Source organism: uncultured Maribacter sp. (assembly GCF_947496775.1).
Taxonomy (GTDB): Bacteria; Bacteroidota; Bacteroidia; order Flavobacteriales; family Flavobacteriaceae; genus Maribacter_B.
Map to the genome: position 1 here is coordinate 175470 of NZ_CANMDU010000003.1, position 20352 is coordinate 195821.

Sequence of the window (20352 nt, forward strand, 5' to 3'; positions counted from 1 at the left end):
TTACAGGCTTAGTGTTCTAGGGTCTGTAATTACCCCTGTTAATGCTGATGCAGCTACTACACTCGGAGATGTTAAATATATTTCTGCTTTTTTACTACCCATACGTCCGGTCATATTTCTATTTCCCGCACTAAGTACAATATCGCCATCGCCAGCAACACCAGTATGTATACCAGCACACGCAGCACAGCTAGGGGTATCTACAGCTACTCCTGCTTCTACCAATGTTTCTATATATCCTGCACGTAAAGCTTCTAAATAAACTGTTTGACTTGCTGGAACTAGAATCATATTTATGTCTCTATGTACTTGTTTGTCTTTTAAAATTTTAGCTATAGTAGCTATATCTTCTAATCTACCGTTGGTACATGTCCCTACAAAAGCTTTATTAAATTTGGTGCCAATAAGTTTTTCTACAGGAACAGTATCATCTAATTTTCCTGGCAGAGCTACTGTTGGACCTAAATCGGAAATATCTATAGTATACACCTGATCGTATTCTGCGTCATCATCACTAGCAATCATATCCCAATCCCCAATTGCGCGATCTTTTAAATATCTTTGGGTTATTGCGTCTGGAGCTATAATTCCATTTTTTGCTCCTAAATCTACTGTCATATTACACAAAGTCATTCTCCCTGCCATACTAAGACTCTCAATTGCCGGACCCGTAAACTCTAATGCTTTATACAAAAGATGTCCGTTCCAATGCATCATACCCATAATATGCAGACTTAAATCCTTGGCCATTACCCAAGGTTGCCAGGTTCCAGTAATATGAAATTTAACCGATTTTGGCACTCTAAACCAAGCTTTCCCGGTTGCCATTGCAACAGCTGCATCTGTAACCCCTATTGCATTACCTACCGCTCCAGCTGCACCATAAGTATTCGCATGAGAATCCGTACCAATACTGATTGTACCAGGAAGTACATGACCTTGCTCTACCATGATTTGATGAGCAATACCTTGTCTTCCTAAATCATAAAAATTAGTAATATCATGCTGCTTTACAACCTCTCGCCACTCATTTAACATGGTGGCAAATTTTTGATTTGGCGGAGGAACCAAGTGATCCGACACACAAATTACTCTATCCTTATTAAAAACCTCTGTTTTACCAAGAGATCTAAATTTATCAAAACAAGTTTTACCCAGATAATCCATTGTCATAACAGTATGAACATTTGTCCATACAAGTTCTCCCGGCACTACATGATCTCTTCCGCTATTGCGGGCCATAATTTTTTCAGTAATGGTCATTCCCATATTGTAACTGTTTTAAATATTATCTTCGAATACCTATTTATTATATATCCGATCTAGACTCTTTTCCATTGGTTCTAATATTGGGTAATTCTTCCCAAAATTTAGGGTCAATATCGTCCTGTGAACCTACTTTTCTCTCTTCTATCATGGTAATCCCATTGAAAGTGTCATTCTCCGACCACTTCCATACTCTTATCCTATGATCATCATTACCTATTAAATCTATTTGCTCAAAAAGCGTCATCCCGGGCTTGTGCTTATAATCCCATATAAGTACTACACTCCTTCCTGTTTCCCATGCTTTTCCAGATAATCTTGGGTTTTCGAAAATTAATTCTCCCTTGTCATTAAAATTGCAAATTCCAAAGTCTAAACACTCTTCAAAACCATCATCCCAGAAGTATTGGTTTACTTGATGATACCTTCCATCTGGCATTATCCTAATAGTTAAGCGACTTTTCCACTCTTGTATTAGCTTTCCGTCGGCTCCAATTCTCTTGTACGTTCCTTCCCAAATCCCTGTATGTTTAGGAAATAATTTTAATTCATAACTCATAATATTTCTCTATTTTAAAAAGCTTGGTTTTTTTTATCGATATAAATATAGTTAATATTATTAACTATTAATAATGTTAATCATTATTTTTTTTATTTTTCTACATTAATTTTGTCCTGAGGCTCATTAAATTCTACTAAAAAACCATCTGGGTCATAAAAAATACTGACCTTAACACGTATAACCCCTTTACCATCATAAGAAGGATATTCTCTTAATGTTGGCGCGGTTATAATTTCTACCCCTGCCGTGTTTTTAATTTTTTCAAATCTTCCTTCCAAATCATTCGTATTAAATAGCAAGACAGAGTTTTGCGCAGTAAATCCTTCTTTTCGAATTGGCTTTATAAATTTGCTTGGATCATTGTAAGAATACTCCATAAGACCCAAAACCCCGTAATAGCTATTAATTGCCTTAAGAAACACTAGTCTTACTTCGTGATCTTCGTCTTTTTCTGGATGCTTACGAATTAATATTTTATCGTAAATAATTTCCATACCAAGAACGTCTTGGTATAGCGCTAATGATTTTTTAATATCTCTTACAATTAATGTTGTTCTTCTAAAGACTAGAGGGTAATCTTCTATTTTAAAATCTTGATTAGTTTCTTTTACTACTTCCTGTTTCCACTGTATACTGCCCTTATCTTCTTTTTTACCAGTGCAAGCCGTAATTGTTAAAAAAAATACAACAGCAATAAATCGAAATTTACAATTCTCTATTAATACGCCCATAGTATTTTATATTCTCTTGTGAATGAATATATATTGTATAATGATTAATATATATTCAAGATTTTCATAAAAATAGTTAATTTTATTAATAATTAACATTATTAATTATTAAATTTATGAATAATTTTAGGTCTACACTTCTTTTCAAAAAAGAGAAAAAACAACTTAAAATATTGATTAACAATACACTAAAACAAATAAAACGACAAGAAAAACCTTAAAAAGGTGACCAAAAATTGATTTAAAAAAGTGTTTGGTACTTGGAATTTTCAAGATATAATAAAAAAAATCTCTAAAATAGAACAAATCGACTAACAACTAAATAGATAAAATATGAATTTTTCTAACCTTAAAGAATTTAAATTTGGCTGGCCTGTTATCCTTTCTTCAACTTTTGGAATTGGTTTAGGCATGTCGCCATTACCATTTTATACTATTGGTGTTTTTGCTATTCCTCTATCCAAAAATTTTGGTTGGGGTATGGATACAGTTATGGGCGGACTTACGGTTTTTACCTTAGCAGCATTAATTGCCAGTCCTTTAATTGGATACATTGCGGATAAAGTTAGTGCTAGAAAAACCGCCATGTTATCACTATTATTGTTTGGAATATCCTTCATTGCTTTTAGTTTAAATACTGGATCAAAAGCTTTATACTATACTTTGTGGGGCGTAATGGCATTTGCAGGTGCAGGAACCTTACCTATGACTTGGACAAGAGTAATAAACAATTGGTTTAATGAAAATAGAGGTTTAGCCCTTGGCCTTTCCCTATTAGGAACCGGATTATTTGGTGCCTTTGCCAAACTATATGCTTTTTCGTTAATTGAAAATTTTGATTGGAAAACAGCTTATTTAGGAGTTGGCTTACTACCTATACTTATTGCTTTACCAATAGCCTTCTTCTTTTTTAGAGATGTAGATGACCCTAAAGTTGCCAAAAAATTAAAGAAATTAAAAGACGAAGTGCCCAGCCATGCTACGATTACGAAATCTGGTTTAACGGTAAAACAAGCCCTTAAAGATTGGAGATTCTGGCTACTTGCATTTTGCTTTATTCTTATTTCTTTTGCCGTTGGAGGCCCAATACCAAATTTAGAAAATTTGCTTTCAAATAAAGGCTTCAACACTGGAGATGCCGTTGTTTTAGCAAGCATCATAGGATACTCTGTATTAATGGGGCGATTATTAGGCGGATATTTACTAGATCGTTTCTGGGCTCCTGCCGTAGCTTTTATTTTGTTAAGTATTCCGGCTATATCTTGTTATATTTTACAAGGTGCAGATTTAACTTATACTAATGCACTCATCGCTGTAGTAATTTTAGGCTTCGGAGCTGGGGTGGAGTATGATCTTATGGCCTATTTAGTTTCTAGGTATTTTGGAATGAAGAATTACGCTGCAATTTATGGGTTTTTATATGGTTTTTTTGCATTTGGAGCAGGCTTTGGCCCTGTGATTTTCGGTAAGTTCTTTGCATCCACTGGTAGTTATGATTCTATTTTACATTATGCTATGATAGCATTTTTAGTAGGTTCTTTTCCTTTATTACTTCTTGGAAAATACAGAAATTTTGATGTGGAGAAAAAGTAGTCAAAGTGATGAAAGCTACAAAAAATCTTCGCTGGTGGATTGTTGCTACCATTTTTTTGGCTACCACTATAAACTATATTGATAGACAAGCACTTTCTGTTGCTGCACCTGTTATACGCGAAGATTTAAATTTATCTAACGAACAATATAGTTGGATTGTAAGTTCTTTTTTACTTGCGTATACCATTATGCAAATAGTTTCTGGTAGATTAATAGATATACTAGGTACAAAAAAAGGCTTTACTATTTCTATTATTTGGTGGTCTATTGCCAATATGTTACACGCTTTTGGAACTGGTATATTAAGCCTAGGCATTTTTAGATTTTTACTTGGCATGGGAGAAGCAGGCAATTACCCAGCAGGTATGAAAGCTATATCGGAATGGTTTCCTAAAGAAGAACGAAGTAAAGCAGTTGGTATACTAAATATGGGTCCTGGTTTTGGGGCAATTATTGCACCTCCGTTACTTGTCTGGTTAATTTTAACCTTTGGATGGAAATTGTCTTTTGTTATTACTGGAGCATTGGGATTTTTGTGGTTAGTTTTATGGAGGGGCATATATTATACACCCGAAAATCATCCGAAAATTACTAATGAAGAATTAGAATTAATTCTAAAAAAGGAAAAAGACAATTTTCAAAAAGAACAATCCCCTTGGTTAAGTTTTTTTAAACATAAAGAGGTTTGGGGACTTGCACTGTCTAGATTCGTGTCTGACGGCGCTTTTTATTTTTTTGTATTCTGGTTGCCATCCTGGTTGGCAGATGTAAAAGAATTTAGTTTAACAGAAATTGGAATGTTCGCTTGGATTCCTTTTCTTTTTTCTGATATAGGGAGCTTTGTTGGAGGCTGGACAGGAGAAAAACTAATTGCCAATGGGATGTCTTTAAATGCTTCAAGAAAATGGGTGCTTTGGATTGGGGCCATTCTTGTAGTTCCGGTATTAGGCTGCCTTTATGTACAATCCCCATATGTAGCCATAGGTTTAATTAGTATCTCTTTATTTGCTACGCAGTTTAAGCAATCTTCTTTATTTACTTTACCAATTGATATTTTCTCTAAAAAAGATGCTGCTTCCGTTTGGGGAATTTCAGGATCCGCAGGTAGTTTAGGGGCTATGTTATTTACACCAGTAATTGGTTGGCTAGTAGATACCATTTCCTATGCTCCCGTTTTTACAATTGTTGCATTTCTACATATTATTTCGGCCATTTTGGTAATGGTCTTTATTCCCAATATTAAACGCATTCCTAATCTATCATAATGAATAAACAACTTGTAATACACAAATTTTCAGAATATATACAGGAGGCATCTAGTATTATAGAAACCCCTATTCCTAAAATAAAAGCATCACAAATTTTAATCAAAAATAAATTTTTAGGTATCAATGCTATTTACGACCGGGAGCTTTATAAAGGAAAAATACCATATATAAACGTTCAATTTCCATATGTTTTTGGCGTAGAAGCCGTTGGTATTGTAGTTGAGGTTGGTAGTAATATTACCAATGTAAAAATTGGAGATGCAGTATCTACCGTAAAAGTTGGTACCGCCTATCAAGAATATCAAATAATTACCAAAGAAGAAGTTGTTAAAATTCCAGAACCTACTGCCGAATATTTAACTCTTAACCCAACCGGTGTTTCTGCTTATTTAGCTATAAAAAACACCGCAGAATTAAAAAACGGAGAAACCATTGTTGTTTCTGCTGCTTCGGGTGGTTTAGGACATATTGTAGTGCAACTTGCTAAACAAAAAAACTGCCATGTGGTTGCTATTTGCGGCAAACCGGAAAAAGAAAATCTACTGAAGAATTTAGGTTGCTGCGACCGCATTATTAACTATAATAAAGAAGATTTAATAACCGTTTTAAACAAAGAATATACTAATAAAATAGATGTAGGCTTTGACTCCGTTGGCACTTACATGTTTGATGCTTTTTTACAAAACTTAGCACCCTTAGGTCGTTTAGTAGTTAGTGGTTTAGCAACAGAGTTAACTGCTCCAGAATTTGAGCAAGTACATGGCCCTAGAGTATATGAAAGTATCTATTGGAAAGGAGCTTCTGTCCGTTGTTTTATGAATCATTTGTACAAGGAACAACACCCAGAAGCACGTAATTATCTATTCCAATTATATCAGGAAGGTAAGCTGCAAGTTAAGGTAGATTCCACCTTATTTAAAGGAATTGAATCTATTACTACTGCATCGGAATATTTACTGGCAGGAAAAAGTTGCGGTAAAGTCGTTGTTGCTCTTTAACAAAAAAAAACACTATGAATATACTAATTGTACATGCTCATGAAAATGCAGATTCCTTTTGTTCTGCTCTAGCCAATATTGCTAAATCTACTTTTGAAAAAGAAGGTTATGAGGTAACTATATCCGATTTATATAAAAAGAATTTTAACCCCGTTGGCGGTAAACACGATTTTAAAAAGATTTCCGATGCTTCTTATTACAAATATGCTTCGGAGCAAATACATGCACAGCAAAATAATTTGTTTTCGGATGATTTAAGAGAAGAAATGGAACTTTTGAGCAAGGCCGATGTTCTTATTTTTAATTTTCCTCTTTGGTGGTTTAGTATGCCAGCAATACTAAAAGGTTGGGTGGATCGCGTGTTAGCCTATGGCTATGCCTACGGAGGAGATTACGGTTTTTACGATAAAGGTAGGTTTAGCGGAAAAAAAGCGTTTTTATGCGTAACCACGGGTAGTCCCGCGAATTTTTACACAGAAACTGGATCGCATGGAAGAACTTTAGCTGCTATTTTAAAAAACATTCATCAAGGCATTTTAGGGTTAATAGGATTTGAAGTCTTACCCGATTTTGTAGCATATGGAGTATCTAGAATAACCGATGTTGAGCGGAAAACAATTTTAGAAAATTATATGACCTATATTCAAAAAAACTTTCAATAACTCCTTTTTTTAAAACTACATATCATTCAAAATACTCTAGCTCTTCTAACTCATAATGGGTTTGCATATACCCTTCTACTCCTGCTTTTAGAAATAAATAATCTTCATTTGCTGTTACCCATACATTATAAGCTGGATGTTCTTCCTCTAAACCGTCAGCGCTTGCTAAAGAAAAATGCCTTGCATTGAAAATGCCTGCTTTTATTGTAATTACTTCCTCTCCATGATATTCCAATCCTATAGACTCTAAGGTGAAAATCATAGGCCCCGTGGCTCCACGATGGTCTGGAGAAGTTAATAGTAAATCTTTAAAATATTGCACCCCTTTACCTTTAGTAAGATCATATAATTTCATAAGCAGCGCATCTGCTACTATAGGATGTGCTTGTAACCATTTCACAGGTTGTTTAACTGGAATTCGTTCTGATATTCTACCCTTTTCTTTATTAAAAACTTCAAGTTCTACACTATCCTCTTTGAACCAATACCATCCTGTACCCTCTAATTCGTCACCGACAGATAATCGCACACTACAATCTAAAGGGGCTCCCTTTTCATCCATGGCGATTACTACATCTCTAACTACATTGGGTTCATCATCAATTTCGCAATGCGCTTGTACAACTATTTTTTCGTCATACTGTTTTGTAATAGTAAAAAACTCCCTACCCCTTTCTGCATTTAAACGCTCTGGTTTTTTACTGGTATATCGTATATATCCCCTAATAGTTTTATGTTTCATTTTACTATTTTAAAATAAATGAACTCCTAAAGCTGCGTTCACCAATAATCCAATCCATATACCATACACATAGGGCAGGCATTTATCCATTCTAACTTTCATTATAGTGTTAGATTTTTCTACATTGTGACCTTGCAATAAATTGATAAATGCAGGAGTAAATTTTCCAAGATGATACCTTATTCCTAATCCGCAAAGAATTAATCCGCATACGATTAATAACTTATAACTTACCCAAGAAACTAGGATATAATCTGGATTAAAAAGATTATAAATTGCAAATGTCGATACACCAAAAACTATAATTGGGCGTATCCAAAAATCTACATTCTTTAACTTCTTTTTCTGAACTTCATCTTTTCCGAAATGGACTTTTAAAACTAAAAATAACCACAAAATACCAAATCCCCATATTAACCCTAATCCAAGATTAGTAACTTTCATTATCCCCATAAGGCTAGCCATATGAATACCTGTAGGCATTATTAGTGGCATAGCAATGCGCGGCCCTAAATCGCAACCTAGTAAAATCTGCAAGGCAGTTGATCTTTGCGCCCCTGACAATTTAGGATTTATAACGAATTTACTAGAATAGTAAGTTCCCATATCTGTTCCTAACCAAAAAACGAATAATAGAATGTGAAAATATTTTAATATTAAAAATATGCTCATTTTCTTGCTTTTGCATTGTTATAGGTTTATTAAAAACCAATCTTCTAGTAGCCCTTTTATGTGCTTTATAAAACGAGCGGCATCTGCTCCGTTTATTATCCTATGATCAAAACCAATAGTAATTGGCATAAGTAATCTTGGTTTAAACTCTCCGTCTATCCAAACAGCCTCTTTTTTACTTGCTGCCACTCCCAAAATGGCCACTTGCGGAAATGTTACTAATGGAAAAATAGCAGTAGTGCCGATACCCCCAAGGTTAGAAATAGTAAACGTAATACCTTCCAAGTCTTCTTTAGAAATTTTTTTCCCTTTTACTTTGGTAGAAACCTCAGTAAGTTCTATTGCAATTTCACTTATACTTTTCTGGTTAGGGCTTCGCAAACCAGGTACTAAAAGCCCCCGATCTGTATCTACAGCAACCCCAATGTTTATGTACTCTTTATATATTATTTCATTTGCACTAGGATTAAAACTAGCATTAAAAATTGGGTAACTCTCAAGAGCTTTAGCTACAACTTTTACTAAAATGCTTGTGATTGTTAAGGAGCCTCCTTGTTCTTTTATTGCAAATTTATGCTCTTGCCTCTTTGCTTCTAATGCTGTAATATCTACTTTTTCTTGTAGCCAAGCATGTGGAATTGTAGACCATGATGTGCTCATGTTTTCACTGGTTGCCTTAGATATTCCTGATAATGATTCCTTAGAAATATCTCCCCATTTACTAAAATCTGGCAAATCCGGAGTAATAGGCGTAGCTCCTCCTATATTTCTACCTTCATTTAATTGCTTGGCGTGGGTTTTCACATCCTGCAAAGAAATTCGTTTACTTCTTCCTTCTAATGAAATGTTAGCCAAATTAACCCCAATTTCTTTTGCCATTTTTCTGGCAAGGGGTGAAGCTCTAAAACCTTTTTTAGGCTCAGAATCTATTTTAATTGGGGGCGACGCAACAACAGGTTGTGCAACCGCAACTTTAGCAGGTTCTTCTATTACAGGTTCCTCTTTAGGTTTACTCTCCTCTTCTTTAGCAACTTGTTTTTCTTCTTTTATAGGTTCGGCTTCTCCTGTTGAAGAAGAATTTCCTCCATTTAATTGCATAAAAAGGGTTCCTTCCCCTATTTCATCACCAATATTAACTAAAATAGCCGCTATTGTTCCTCCTTGTTCTGCTGGAACTTCTACAACCACTTTATCTGTTTCTACCTCAATTAAGGATTGCTCCGCTTCTATGGTATCTCCTTCTTTTACTAAAATAGAAATAATAGTTCCTTTTTCAATGCCTTCTCCTAAGGATGGTAATTTAAATTCGATCATCTTTCTAGAATTATGCTTTATTACAATGCAGGATTAATTTTAGCACTATCAATATTTTGTGCCTTGATAAAATCTTTAACTTCTTTGGCCGTAACGTCCCCTTCTTTTCTAAGTAATTGAAGAGCCGCTAAAGCAATATATTTAGGGCTAATTTCAAAATAGTCCCTTAAATCGGTTCTTGCTTCACTTAAACCATAACCATCTGTTCCTAAAACATGATACGCATCTGGCATCCATTTAGAAATACTCATGCCCCAAGATTTCATATAATCAGAAACAGAAACAAAAACTCCCTTTTCTTTTTCGACTAATGTTTCTACATAAGATTTTGTTGTCTTCGATGTTGTTAGCAACGCTTCTCTTTCTGCGTTTAACGCATCTCTCTGTAGCTCTGTATAACTAGTTACGCTCCAAATATCTGTAGATATGTTCATTGCCTCCAGTAAATCTTTAGCTTCTATAACCTGAGTCATAATAGATCCACTACCCATTAAATGCGCTTTTCTTTTTGATTTTTTAGTTGATTTTTGGTAACGATACATTCCTTTGATAATACCTTCTTCTACCCCTTTAGGCATAACCGGCATGGTATAGTTTTCATTGGTAACCGTTATGTAGTAGAATATTTTTTCCTGTAGCTCATACATTCTATAGATACCATCCTTTATTATTATTGCCAATTCGTAAGCAAAAGATGGGTCATAACTTTTCATATTAGGCACTACGCTAGATAGCATGTGAGAGTGTCCATCTTGGTGTTGTACCCCTTCCCCATTAAGTGTTGTTCTACCCGAGGTTCCACCAATAAGAAATCCTTTACAAAGCATATCTCCACAGGCCCAAATCATATCTCCCACGCGTTGAAAACCAAAAATAGAATAGAATACATAAAAAGGAATCATTGGTAATCCATGCATGGCATAGGCCGAACCAGCAGCCATAAATGATGCTATGGCCCCAGCTTCGCAAATTCCTTCTTGTAGTATTTGGCCATCAACACTTTCTCTGTAATAGGAAACGCTACCAGCATCAACGGGTTTATATAATTGTCCTTTAGGTTGATATATTCCTGCATATCGGAAAAGACCATCTAAACCAAAAGTTCTTGCTTCATCTGGAATAATAGGAACTATATATTCTTTAATATCATCATGACGAATTAATTTTGTTATTAACCGTACTAAGACCATCGTGGTAGAAACTTCCCTATCTCCTGTACCTTCGTAAAACTCTCCAAATAAATCGTCTCCGGGAGTTTTTATAGCAATACTCTCATCTTTACGCTCTGGTAAGTAGCCTCCTAAAGCTTCTCTTTTTTCTTTAAGGTATTTAATCTCTGGACTATCTGGAGACGGAATGTAAAATTTAGCTTTTGCAGCATCTTCCTTACTCATAGGTATACCAAATCTTGCAGCAGCGTCTATACGTTCTTCTGCCGTCATGCTTTTTTTCTGGTGCGTGGTATTTTTTCCTTCACCGGAATCTCCCATTCCGTAACCCTTTAGAGTTTTCATTAGGATAACACTTGGTTTACCATTAGGTTTTTCTGCCTTATCAAATGCTGCAAAAATCTTTTTATAATCGTGCCCTCCACGTCTTATGGTTCTTATCTCTTCATCAGATAAAGATTTCATCAATTCTTCGAGCTCCGGGTTGTCTTTTATCCAATGCTTGCGAACCTCATCTCCTGGAAGTACAGAATACATTTGGTAATCGCCATCCAAAGCCTCATTCATTCTATCTACTAAAATACCTTCATGGTCTCTTTCTATTAAAGAATCCCACTCACTGCCCCAAATAACCTTAGTAACATTCCAACCTGCTCCCAAGAAACTTCTTTCTAATTCTTGAATAACTTTTCCGTTACCACGAACAGGCCCATCTAATCTTTGTAAATTACAATTAACAACGAGAACCAAATTGTCTAACTGTTCTCTTACCGCAATATTTAATGTTCCAAGAGTTTCTGGTTCGTCCATTTCACCATCACCAACAAAGGCCCATATTTTTCCTCCTTTTTTCTCTTTTAATCCTCTATTTTCCAAATATTTTTGAAACCTTGCTTGGTAAATCGCACTTACTCCTATAAGCCCCATAGAAGCCGCTGGAATTTCCCAAAAAGAAGGCATTCTTCTTGGATGTGGATACGATGGCAAGCCACCTTCTTTCTGTAGTTCTCTTCTAAAGTTTTTAAGGTTATCTTCTGTTAATCTTCCTTCTAGTAATGCGCGTGCATATATTCCTGGCGCAGCATGTGGCTGAAAAGAAACCAAATCACCCCCATAATCTTCGGACTTTTTTCTAAAAAAATGATTTAAACCTACCTCGTACATACTAGCAGCCGATGCGTAAGTGGCAATATGACCACCTACGCCAGCGCCACTATCATAACCTTGTAATACCATTGCCATAGCATTCCATCGATTAATATTCTCAATTTTAGTTTCTAGCACTGTATCTCCAGGATACGGTGGTTGGTGTTTTACATTAATTGTATTTATATAAGGGGAGTTTAGTGCTTCGCCTCCTAATTTTACCCCTTTTTTTATTGCGAAAGCTCGTAAATGGCGTATCAGTTTTGCCGCTTGGTCATCCCCTAAATCTTGGATAACTTCATCTAAAGATGCTATCCATTCTTGCAATTCTTGACTCCATTCTAATTCGTTAGCTTCTACTGTTTTATTCATAACCTTAATATTGAGTATGTTAAATACCGTATAAAGATAATAAATTTAATTAATATTATTAACTATTAATAATGTTAACTAAATTAAATTTTAATGTTTTTGGATAAAAAGTGATTTATTTGCGCTTAATGGCACTTTCAAAACCCACTCTAACGCAATACACTTCTCTTACCATTTTTCATTCGAAGACCCCATTAAATGGGTTTTGCAATGGCATAAAAAATAAAATCTGAGAATTTAAAAATATAAGTACTAGTAATTCAAGGTAAGTATTATGATTTTGTTCGCAACCAATTTTTATTATTGTTGCTAATACATAAGCATTATATAAATGGTTATCATTTTAAATTACCTACTAAGTTCCACGATAATCCATCGGGGGATTTAAATGAAATACTAGGTTCTTTAAATTCATTTTCATAAATTTCTGTTACTTCAGTTGCTCCACCATTAATGACTTTTTTTCTATAAGCTTCAATATCTCTTACTTGATACGTTAAAAGAGACATCCCAAGTGAGCCTGGTCGAGAAAGGTCATGAACATCTTTCATCTCTGAAGAAGTAAACATTCTAACAATTTTTAAACGACCCGACAAATGGCCTTTAACATCTAAAGAAGACCTAGGGTCATCAAAATCATGAATACTATAAACCTCTGAACTACTAAGGCCAAAGGTCTGTTGATTTCCTGATGAACATGTAGGTTTTCCTCCTAAATTTTGTTCTTTTTGTCTTAAAAGCCCAAGACATTCATCATAAAACTTTAATGAACCAATATCATCCATGCGCAATAAGATGCCGTGATGTGTAAATTGGCTAGATTTTAGAAAAGAGTTTTCATCTATCTTACCGTAGGTTGGCTTTTCATAATTATATCTTTCAAAAATTGCCAATCTGCAATAAGGGTGTAGAGCAATTCCTTCTCTAACACCAAGTGGTCTGTCAAAAAATGGCTTTCCTTTTTCCATTTGATATACCTGTAACCAATGCGGCATAATAAAAGACCATAAATCTCCTTTAGTAATGGCATCTTCTACATGGTTTAGAATATTAAGAACGCTTTTTGTTAATAATACGCACCATCTACCGCCATTATGACGGAGATTTGCAGTATACCCTATACCTTTATTTATTGGTTTATCCCATTGCATTAATCGTATAAAACTGTGATCACTATCTAAATGTTGTAATTGAACTGACTTAACCTTTGAATTAACATTGTAAAGTTTTTTAGCACTTTCCATAGATAGTTCTCCATGGTCCACAATTCGATAACCAAATTGGTTCCAAAATGAAATTGCCGATATGAGGTCTGGCACTCCTATACATGATTCATAAACTCCTCTAATTTCTTGTTGGCTGGCCATACTATTTTTTTTCTAAATTTCTATTCCCTAATTATTAATAACCTTTTTTAACTAAAGGTATTACACACACAACTTTAAGTTTAATTTGGAATTATAGCGCTTAGATACTATAATAAGGTAACATATAGAATTACCTTCCCCATCCGTCACCAGCTTCTCCTTTTTGCAAACTACGTACTTCCGCAACATCTTTTGGTGGATTGAGCCATTGTGGTTTAACTTCCTTTGCCCAAGTTAACAACTGCTTTGGAAATTCATCATGACTTTCCACTCGCCAAGAATATAGTTGTATAATTGCAGGGCCACTGCCTGCCCATTTAGGTAATTGCCCATACCGCTGCCAACTCATTTGATGTGGTTCTTCTACACTACCCTCTGGGTGAATAAAAAAATCATAGTTCTCCCATGCCTGGTATTGGTTCCCAGAGGGCAACGGAAAATCTAAAAAAACTGCAGCGTTAAATATAAAAGTATTTCCCATTTTACGGTATGGGATACCCTCTTTTGCTTCTATTAGTTGTACTCTATCTCCGACACCCTGTTCTACATCCCCATATATTCTATTATTTTCTAGTCTATAAGTTATCATTTGATAAGGATATGCAATCGGTGCAACTACTTTTCCATTATACTCCGTAATAACCTCTCCCGTTTCAACATCTGTATACGCAAATGTTTTTCTGGTAAGGTGGGTTATTTTACCTTCAGGGGTATCTGGCCAAATAATAGTGGAACTATCAAAACCTATCATTCCAAAAAGCTTTTTGCCGGAAGGGTATTCATATACGCCGCCTTCTGCAATCCAATGAACAGCGTCCCCAGTACCTGCCCTAGCATTCACCCATATTTTAAGTGCCTCTGGTGCGTTTTTGTAAGATGACTTATCTTCAGAAGGATGTACAAACTCTCTTGTACGTTTTTCTTCTTCTTTCTCTATCGAAGTACTTTTTTCTTCTTTACAACCAAGAAGAAAAAATAAACCAAGCAATAAACCAGTAGCAATATGTTTCATAGTTCTTTGTATTATTTAGAAAATTCAAGCTATACAATAAAAAATGTAGCGCTTTTTAAACATGCTCTAAAATACAATTAATTAGTTAACTAATCAAACTATTAACTTAATTAACTAACATATATATTTACATAAGAAAAAATAACTACACCTTAATATATAGAAAACGAACCATGCATTTTCTAACAAAAATCCCCCAAAACCTCTAATTATACAATATAAAAGACCATTAGTTACCAATAGTGAATAACATATGTTAAAAACAATAAAAATGTAATTTTTTAAAAAAATAGTTAATTTAATTAACCATTAACATAATTAATTATTATATTAGTGAAGAAATTAAGCGCTTTTTTTCAAAAAAACAAGAAACAAAAAAGGCGAAACCAACCGAAAACACTAGGTTATATCAACTAAATTGAACTAAATAATTACTACATCTATGAAAACGTACAAAACTTCAAATTTGATCTGTTTACTTAGTTTTTTACTTTTCTCGGCAGGAATATTTGCCCAAGGAACAGTAACAGGAACAGTAACGGACAACAACAATCTTCCCATCTTGGGCGCAACAGTACAACAACAAGGCACTTCCAACGGTGTTGTTACTGATGACAATGGTATGTATAGCATACAAGCAGCAAACGGAGATATTCTTATCTTTTCTTATATTGGTTTCGGTCGCAAAAAGGCCGAAGTAACAGGACCTACATTAAACATACAACTTAAGGAAGATGTAAGTTTATTAAATGAAGTGGTAGTGTCTTCTACCAGAAAACCTGTACGAAAATTACAGGCCACGACTGCCATTAATACTATTGGCACTCAAGAACTAAATATTTTAAAACCTGAATCATTTACAGAGGCGATTCAAAATACACCGGGTGTCACCATAGACGAAACTCAAGGTAGAAAAGGTGGATTTAACATTCGTGGTTTTCCTGGAGGATCAAGTTACACAACAACCTTAATAGATGGTTTACCCATTTCTGGTACGCAAGGATTAACTGGAGGTACTCAAGAATTCTACGGTATTGATCCAAGTATTCAAAATATTGAAGTAGTACGTGGTGCGGCAGCAACCTTATTTGGTAGAGCAGCAGCAGCGGGTGCCATCAATATTATATCTAAAACAGGTGGAACAGAACATAAAGGTTCTTTTTCTTTAACAAAGTACAGTAACAATTCAAGACAAGGGCATCAATTCGAAGATGAAGTAGATTTCCGAACAGATTTTAACTTTAATGGCCCTCTTACTGAAAAAATTCGCTATAATATTGGTGGGTACCTTTTAGAAGATTCTGGTGTAAAAGAACAATTCGAAAAAGATAGAGGTGCGCAAATAAGAGCTAATTTTGATTGGTTAATTACGGAAACTTCTTCCATTCGTGTATACGGAAGTACTTTTAATAACCAGTTTCAAAATATTACAGATGCACCTTGGGATTTAGAAAATGGCAAAATACTTGATGGATGGCACCCTGCAAATACATTTTTTAATGATGCAGGAAACCTTACTCAGGCTTTTGGTGAAATAGGAGTTAGAAATGCTTTCTTTGATACTTCCGCTGCGATAGATGCCAATACTGGCAATGCTCTTAGAGATAATCCTGGGAGAAACAAAGAGAAAGCTCGTGGAACAACAGTCGGTGTGGATTTTAATATTGATTTAGGAAACGGATGGTTCTGGAATGAAAGATTTAGATATAATGACTTTAAATACCTAGACATAAATGAGTTTAACTTCTCTACTTTTTATGATGTTAACACTACAGTTAGTAGGTTTAATGGTCAGGCAGATAACCAAAATAGAGATTTAATTACCGAACATAGAATTTCAAAACAGATTAAAGGAGCCAATACTGAACACAATATTAGTGGAGGTGTTTATTACAGTACAGCCGAAAGGGATCGTTTAGGTTTAAACTTTATATATGGTTCTAGCGTAACATTTAGGAACCCTACTGTTGGACCAAATGGTTTTACTAGAGGTAGCTTTAGTAATCCAAATTTACCAAGTACCTCTTATGTTTCTAACACTTCTTCTAATAGGTCCGAAACTAGTACGGCTATCTTTATAGGGGATGAAATGGTGTTTAACGAGAAATTAAGTGTTAATGTATCTTTTCGTTATGATTGGCTAAAAACTAGATTTAACAACGATCCAGAAGAAATTAGATCCACTGGAATAAATTACGACCCTGGTACATTTGAAGAAAATGAGTTAAAATTCAAAGATTTATCTTATTCTATAGGTGCCAATTATTTATTAGGAAAATCCTCAGCTATTTACGGAAACTTCGTTAGAGCATTTTCATTACCCGGATCTATTAACTTAACAACAATATTACCAGAAGATAATGAGGTTGTAAATAATTTAGAGATAGGGTATAGAGCAGGTTTAGGAGATTTAACATTAGATTTTACCCTGTTTAACACCACTATTGATAATAGAACTGCAACTATTTTTGATGGTGACCTTGGTGAATGGGTAGAACAACCAGCAGGTGCCAATAAAGTGTTTGGTGGTGAATTTTCTGCAGTATATACGCCTAAAGCTATAAAAGGTCTTTTATTCAGAGGAGCCGTTACACTTTCTAATTCTGAATATGATACATTTTTAGTGCCATTAAGTTCTGGTACTGATCCTGATAATATCTATGGACTTAACCTTGTAACTACAGAGAATGGTTTACAAGCCTTTGATATTGGAGGGTTAAAAGCTCAAAATAGACCTTCTACTATATATAATTTAAACATAGGATACGGAACGGATAGATGGGGCGCAGACTTTGGAGGTATTACATATTCCGGAGCTTACGCAGATGTGCTAAATCTTGTGGAGTTACCAACATTATCTGAATATAACCTTGGCGCATATTATACTTTCCCTATGGGTAAAAATGAATTAAAAGTTAGCATGCGTATTAAGAATCTTTTTGATGGTGCCAATGCAAGACAGCTTGTTGTTGGTGGACAGGATGGTGATGCTAGTTTAAGAGAACTACAAGCTAATCCAGATGGTATAGGAAGAATATCATCCGCTGTATTCCAAAATCCTAAAAGAGTATTGTTTACTTTAGGGTATACGTTTTAAAAAACAAAATTTGAGTTAGTCAGCTTTAAAGACATCTTGATCTTATTTATATCAAGGTGTCTTTAATTTTTTTATACAAAAAATAAAAAACTATAAAAGAGTTAAAGGTCCTATTACATAGAAAAGCTATATAGATTACTTTAAGTAGAAAAATTGCTACTAACTAACATTCACTTTCGAAATTTAAATATATGAACGTATTACGTAAACTTTTAAGTATTACAATTATCATTACCAGCTTAAACAGCATTCATGCTCAGGATCCAGTTACAAATAAACACGCCTCTAAATCTGAAATTAGCGCAACTGTTTCGGGAATGACTTTTGTAACAAAAGACCTTGAAAGTTCCATTTTATTTTACACTAAGTTTTTAGGATTCACTGTGCGAAAACGCATAAAAATCGATACTCCTGAGGGGCTTGCTAATTTTGGCGTTAAAGGTGACCAAGAACTAGATTATGTTGGCCTTGTTCCAGCAGAGTTTTCCGAAGATAATATTATAATGGGAATTAATTTCATTGAAATTACAGAAGCTTTAGACGGTCCCCTCCTACAAAAAGAAAATAGAAATCCAATTGCAGGGGAACAAATGATAGCTTTTTCGGTTCAAAGTTTATTAGAAATTGAAAAACAAATGCAAGCAGCTAATATACCTTTAATAGCACCGATAACTCCTTCTGCAACAGGAAAATCAATGACGCTAACAGTTTTAGATCCAAATGGAATTAGAATTCACATGTATGAATACATTAAAAATTAGAAAGATTATCCCTTTTAACTACACGAACATTCTAAAAGGATGTGAATTTTAATTTTCGAAAAATTAGCCGAATAATAAAGCCTTTCCAATACTTATTGGAAAGGCTTTATTATTATTGCATTTCTTCAAAACCAGACATGGTATCTGGATGAGCTGTTTGAAATAGTACTGCCTTTTTTCTAAAAAAACGTAAAAAACCAGAGTCTCCCATGCGAGAACCATTTATACCAGACTCTTTAAATGAGTTTTTCTCTGCATCGAAAACTTTATTAGTAAGACTACCATCATTAATACTAATAGCACCAGCCTCTATTTGCGAAGCAATTTCTAAAGCTCTTTCTTTATTTTTAGAAAATACAGAAGCAGATAAACCAAATATACTATCGTTAGCTAAGGTAATAGCTTCTTCGTCCGACTTAAAAGCCATAATTGGTATTACTGGTCCAAAAGTCTCCTCTGTCATTACTTGCATGCTATGATCTACATTAATTAAAACTGTAGGCCTACACCATAAACCTCCATTAATGTTTTTGACCTTACCACCTGTAAGTATTTTTGCTCCTTTTACTTCTGCCTCATCCAATTGTAGTTGAATTTTTTCTGCTTGCTTTTCAAAAATCAAAGGTCCCATCTGTCCTTTATTAGGGTCTGTTGTTAAAGTAACATCGGCAGATTTATTGGTAATAATTGTTACAAATTCATCATATATTTTTTCATCTACATAGATTCTTTCCAAGGATTGACAGGCTTGCCCTGTTGCTCCTACTGCACTTCTTAAAATGGCATCAGTCGCAACTTGCATATCCGCGTCATCTAATACAATTGCTGGGTCTTTTCCTCCCAATTCTAAAAAAGCAGGAATGAAACGTTCCGCACAAGCAGCTCCAATTTTTTTTCCAGTGGGCACGCTTCCTGTAAAACATATAGCATCTACACTTTGAACTACTGCTTTACCAGCTTCTGCACCACCACGCACTAATTTTAAAACACCATTAAGTTCTGGTACTTCTTGTATACTTTTTTCCAAACCATCCATAAACCTAGGTGTTACTTCACTTGGCTTTAGTAAAACCGAACACCCAGCTAGCAATGCAGGAATAGTATCTATCAAGGCCAGTAATAAAGGAAAATTCCAAGGACTTATTACGCCAATTAATTGGTAAGGAACCCATTGTTGACCAATTTGTACTGTATTACACGAAGCAGATTGTCTTTCCTTGGGAGGATTATATAATTGTGGCGCTCTAAAAAACCATGCTTCTAACAAACCAAATATGCCTTTTACCTCTACCTTAGCGATTTGTTTTCTAGAGGTGTCAACAGCAAGTTGCTCGGCTATTTCATTTTCATACTTTTTAATACTCTCCAACCAATTTTTTAAAACGGAAACGCGTTCATCAATACTTTTAAGCTGCCATTTTTTTTGGTTTAAACGAGCATTATCCGCCATTGCAATAACGGACTCTGCACTATTTTCGCTTAGCTCATAATCAAACTCTCCCGTTCTTGGATTTCTTATTTTCATATTGATAAATTAATTTTTTAATACACAAAAACCCTATTTTAATAGATTCTTTACTAAGTTAATCGAAAAAATCGTAATAGTTAACCTTATTAACT

The 20352-nt window shown here is 34.7% G+C and carries 16 protein-coding genes; 6 read left to right on the plus strand and 10 right to left on the minus strand.

Features of this window, described 5'->3' with window-relative positions; genetic code table 11:
- From Q0856_RS07470 to Q0856_RS07480, 3 genes are all read right to left on the minus strand, one after another.
- Nucleotides 1-1269 carry a 3-isopropylmalate dehydratase large subunit gene (locus tag Q0856_RS07470; protein ID WP_298477753.1) on the minus strand — a complete coding sequence of 423 codons (1269 nt, stop codon included), beginning with the start codon at nucleotides 1267-1269 and terminating at the stop codon, nucleotides 1-3.
- 40 nt (nucleotides 1270-1309) lie between these two features.
- Nucleotides 1310-1825, minus strand: coding sequence for a DUF3598 family protein (locus tag Q0856_RS07475; protein WP_298477750.1), 516 nt, complete (start codon nucleotides 1823-1825; stop codon nucleotides 1310-1312).
- A 92-nt stretch (nucleotides 1826-1917) separates the two neighbouring features.
- The gene (locus tag Q0856_RS07480) at nucleotides 1918-2559 is read right to left on the minus strand and encodes a VOC family protein (RefSeq protein WP_298503823.1); all 642 of its coding nucleotides are present in this window, start codon (nucleotides 2557-2559) and stop codon (nucleotides 1918-1920) included.
- A gap of 333 nt (nucleotides 2560-2892) precedes the next feature.
- Between Q0856_RS07480 and Q0856_RS07485 the strand changes: the two genes are divergently transcribed.
- From Q0856_RS07485 to Q0856_RS07500, 4 genes are read left to right on the plus strand one after another with little or no spacing between them, the layout of a single operon-like run.
- Nucleotides 2893-4152: an MFS transporter gene (locus Q0856_RS07485; RefSeq protein ID WP_298503825.1), complete on the plus strand. Its 1260-nt coding sequence runs from the start codon at nucleotides 2893-2895 to the stop codon at nucleotides 4150-4152.
- A gap of 8 nt (nucleotides 4153-4160) precedes the next feature.
- Nucleotides 4161-5417: an MFS transporter gene (locus tag Q0856_RS07490; protein WP_298477740.1), complete on the plus strand. Its 1257-nt coding sequence runs from the start codon at nucleotides 4161-4163 to the stop codon at nucleotides 5415-5417.
- On the plus strand, nucleotides 5417-6418 hold the full coding sequence (locus Q0856_RS07495) for a zinc-binding dehydrogenase (protein ID WP_298503827.1): 1002 nt from the start codon (nucleotides 5417-5419) through the stop codon (nucleotides 6416-6418). Before Q0856_RS07490 ends, Q0856_RS07495 begins: the two co-directional genes overlap by 1 nt.
- A gap of 14 nt (nucleotides 6419-6432) precedes the next feature.
- Nucleotides 6433-7080, plus strand: a complete 648-nt coding sequence (locus Q0856_RS07500; RefSeq protein WP_298503829.1) for an NAD(P)H-dependent oxidoreductase — start codon at nucleotides 6433-6435, stop codon at nucleotides 7078-7080.
- Between the two features lie 22 nt (nucleotides 7081-7102).
- Here Q0856_RS07500 and Q0856_RS07505 read toward each other — a convergent pair whose 3' ends face one another.
- The 6 genes from Q0856_RS07505 to Q0856_RS07530 all read right to left on the minus strand — a co-directional run bounded on the left by Q0856_RS07505 (nucleotide 7103) and on the right by Q0856_RS07530 (nucleotide 14874).
- On the minus strand, nucleotides 7103-7822 hold the full coding sequence (locus tag Q0856_RS07505; protein WP_298477731.1) for a hypothetical protein: 720 nt from the start codon (nucleotides 7820-7822) through the stop codon (nucleotides 7103-7105).
- Nucleotides 7823-7831: 9 nt separating this feature from the next.
- Nucleotides 7832-8494 (minus strand): hypothetical protein, encoded by a 663-nt coding sequence (locus Q0856_RS07510; protein ID WP_298477728.1) that lies wholly within the window; start codon nucleotides 8492-8494, stop codon nucleotides 7832-7834.
- A gap of 18 nt (nucleotides 8495-8512) precedes the next feature.
- Nucleotides 8513-9808: a dihydrolipoamide acetyltransferase family protein gene (locus Q0856_RS07515; protein ID WP_298503831.1), complete on the minus strand. Its 1296-nt coding sequence runs from the start codon at nucleotides 9806-9808 to the stop codon at nucleotides 8513-8515.
- A gap of 20 nt (nucleotides 9809-9828) precedes the next feature.
- On the minus strand, nucleotides 9829-12495 hold the full coding sequence (gene aceE / locus Q0856_RS07520; RefSeq protein ID WP_298503833.1) for a pyruvate dehydrogenase (acetyl-transferring), homodimeric type: 2667 nt from the start codon (nucleotides 12493-12495) through the stop codon (nucleotides 9829-9831).
- Nucleotides 12496-12833: 338 nt separating this feature from the next.
- A complete protein-coding gene (locus tag Q0856_RS07525) occupies nucleotides 12834-13862 on the minus strand; it encodes a hypothetical protein (protein ID WP_298503835.1) in 1029 nt (342 codons plus the stop codon).
- Between the two features lie 130 nt (nucleotides 13863-13992).
- Nucleotides 13993-14874, minus strand: coding sequence for a DUF1838 family protein (locus Q0856_RS07530; RefSeq protein ID WP_298503837.1), 882 nt, complete (start codon nucleotides 14872-14874; stop codon nucleotides 13993-13995).
- Nucleotides 14875-15316: 442 nt separating this feature from the next.
- Here Q0856_RS07530 and Q0856_RS07535 point away from each other — a divergent pair, with 442 nt between their 5' ends.
- Both Q0856_RS07535 and Q0856_RS07540 read left to right on the plus strand, forming a co-directional pair.
- A complete protein-coding gene (locus Q0856_RS07535) occupies nucleotides 15317-17971 on the plus strand; it encodes a TonB-dependent receptor (protein WP_298503839.1) in 2655 nt (884 codons plus the stop codon).
- Nucleotides 17972-18162: 191 nt separating this feature from the next.
- A complete protein-coding gene (locus Q0856_RS07540) occupies nucleotides 18163-18732 on the plus strand; it encodes a VOC family protein (protein ID WP_298503840.1) in 570 nt (189 codons plus the stop codon).
- A 112-nt stretch (nucleotides 18733-18844) separates the two neighbouring features.
- Here the strand turns inward: Q0856_RS07540 and Q0856_RS07545 are convergent, their stop codons facing one another.
- Nucleotides 18845-20257 (minus strand): aldehyde dehydrogenase family protein, encoded by a 1413-nt coding sequence (locus Q0856_RS07545; RefSeq protein WP_298503841.1) that lies wholly within the window; start codon nucleotides 20255-20257, stop codon nucleotides 18845-18847.
- Nucleotides 20258-20352: the final 95 nt, after the last annotated feature.

Bases quoted from the DNA above. Each gene is read 5' to 3' on its own strand.
- Q0856_RS07470 (WP_298477753.1), bottom strand. From the start codon at position 1,269: ATGGGAATGACCATTACTGAAAAAATTATGGCCCGCAATAGCGGAAGA.
- Q0856_RS07475 (WP_298477750.1), bottom strand. From the start codon at position 1,825: ATGAGTTATGAATTAAAATTATTTCCTAAACATACAGGGATTTGGGAA.
- Q0856_RS07480 (WP_298503823.1), bottom strand. From the start codon at position 2,559: ATGGGCGTATTAATAGAGAATTGTAAATTTCGATTTATTGCTGTTGTA.
- Q0856_RS07485 (WP_298503825.1), top strand. From the start codon at position 2,893: ATGAATTTTTCTAACCTTAAAGAATTTAAATTTGGCTGGCCTGTTATC.
- Q0856_RS07490 (WP_298477740.1), top strand. From the start codon at position 4,161: ATGAAAGCTACAAAAAATCTTCGCTGGTGGATTGTTGCTACCATTTTT.
- Q0856_RS07495 (WP_298503827.1), top strand. From the start codon at position 5,417: ATGAATAAACAACTTGTAATACACAAATTTTCAGAATATATACAGGAG.
- Q0856_RS07500 (WP_298503829.1), top strand. From the start codon at position 6,433: ATGAATATACTAATTGTACATGCTCATGAAAATGCAGATTCCTTTTGT.
- Q0856_RS07505 (WP_298477731.1), bottom strand. From the start codon at position 7,822: ATGAAACATAAAACTATTAGGGGATATATACGATATACCAGTAAAAAA.
- Q0856_RS07510 (WP_298477728.1), bottom strand. From the start codon at position 8,494: ATGAGCATATTTTTAATATTAAAATATTTTCACATTCTATTATTCGTT.
- Q0856_RS07515 (WP_298503831.1), bottom strand. From the start codon at position 9,808: ATGATCGAATTTAAATTACCATCCTTAGGAGAAGGCATTGAAAAAGGA.
- aceE (WP_298503833.1), bottom strand. From the start codon at position 12,495: ATGAATAAAACAGTAGAAGCTAACGAATTAGAATGGAGTCAAGAATTG.
- Q0856_RS07525 (WP_298503835.1), bottom strand. From the start codon at position 13,862: ATGGCCAGCCAACAAGAAATTAGAGGAGTTTATGAATCATGTATAGGA.
- Q0856_RS07530 (WP_298503837.1), bottom strand. From the start codon at position 14,874: ATGAAACATATTGCTACTGGTTTATTGCTTGGTTTATTTTTTCTTCTT.
- Q0856_RS07535 (WP_298503839.1), top strand. From the start codon at position 15,317: ATGAAAACGTACAAAACTTCAAATTTGATCTGTTTACTTAGTTTTTTA.
- Q0856_RS07540 (WP_298503840.1), top strand. From the start codon at position 18,163: ATGAACGTATTACGTAAACTTTTAAGTATTACAATTATCATTACCAGC.
- Q0856_RS07545 (WP_298503841.1), bottom strand. From the start codon at position 20,257: ATGAAAATAAGAAATCCAAGAACGGGAGAGTTTGATTATGAGCTAAGC.